This window comes from Erwinia sp. 009765445 (genome assembly GCF_058137865.1).
Genome location: NZ_JBYUWC010000054.1, coordinates 1 through 1,112 on the forward strand (window position 1 = coordinate 1; position 1,112 = coordinate 1,112).

Annotated in this window: 1 protein-coding gene; it reads right to left on the bottom strand. The window is 50.0% G+C overall.

The features are described 5' to 3' along the window. Positions 1–1,035: an IS110 family RNA-guided transposase gene (locus AC3Y5R_RS24145; protein ID WP_013576221.1), complete on the bottom strand. Its 1,035-nt coding sequence runs from the start codon at positions 1,033–1,035 to the stop codon at positions 1–3. Between the last annotated feature and the right edge of the window lie 77 nt (positions 1,036–1,112).

The window sequence follows — 1,112 nt, forward strand, 5'->3', positions numbered from 1 at the left end:
CTAATTCATCGCAACGGCCTTCTGCATATTAAAATCAACCCCATCTGTCAGCACACGCCAGATAATTCTCGTCAGTTTATTCGCCAGTGCAACCGTGGTTTTCAGGAACCCTCGACGAGCTTCAAGCCTTTGCAGCCAAAGGCCCAGACTGTCATCGCGCTTTTTCATACAGCGCATTACAGACCGTGCTCCATGGATGATTAATGTTCTGAGACTACGATTGCCATTTTTTGTCACGGAGGATAATCGTTGCTTGCCTCCCGAACTGTGCTGCCGGGGAACCAGGCCACACCAGGCGGATAACTCTCTGCCGTTGGAAAATTGCCCTGCATCCACTTCACTGATAAACGCTGCCGCGATGAGCGGGCCGACTCCCGGAATAGTTAACAACTGGCGATAGGCAGCTTGTTGTGAAGACAATGCAGCAATTTCCTTATCCAGTCCGGTGACGCGTTCATTCAGCGCCTGCATGTCTTCCCGCAATGTAGAAAGTAAACGGCGGACAGTGAACGTTAACTCATTCGACGCGTCTTCCATCAGTTCAGGCAGGTGCTGCTGGAGGCACTGTATCCCGACAGGGATAATGAGACCATATTCAGCGAGCAGAGAACGAAGCTGGTTAGCCAGCGCCGTTCTTTGCTCAACCATGAGCTGACGGGTATTTCGCAGCGCTTTGATATCCTGCTGCTCAGCAGTTTTGACCGGAACAAAGTGGATGCCAGGGCGGAGTGCTGTTTCACAAATCGCCAGCGCATCATTAGCATCGTTTTTCTGGCTTCTGACAAAGGCTTTAACGTGCTGGGCAGGTATCAGTCTGACGTTGTATCCCATCGTTCTGAAGGTTCTGCCCCAGAAGTGCGAAGTAGAGCATGCCTCCATCGCGATAAGCGTTCCGGGCTCGAAGTGTCGAACGCAATCCAGCAATTTTGAACGGGAGATCTTCTTGTTATATGCAATTGAACCATCAACCATCCAGACGCATACCTGAAAAACAGATTTGGCAATGTCGATACCAACAACTCTGATTGTGTTCATGTGATATCACTCCTGAATTAATTGCAGTCAATAGAGTATGGCACTGGCTACTTCAGGGAGGGGCGTCCATAACATCA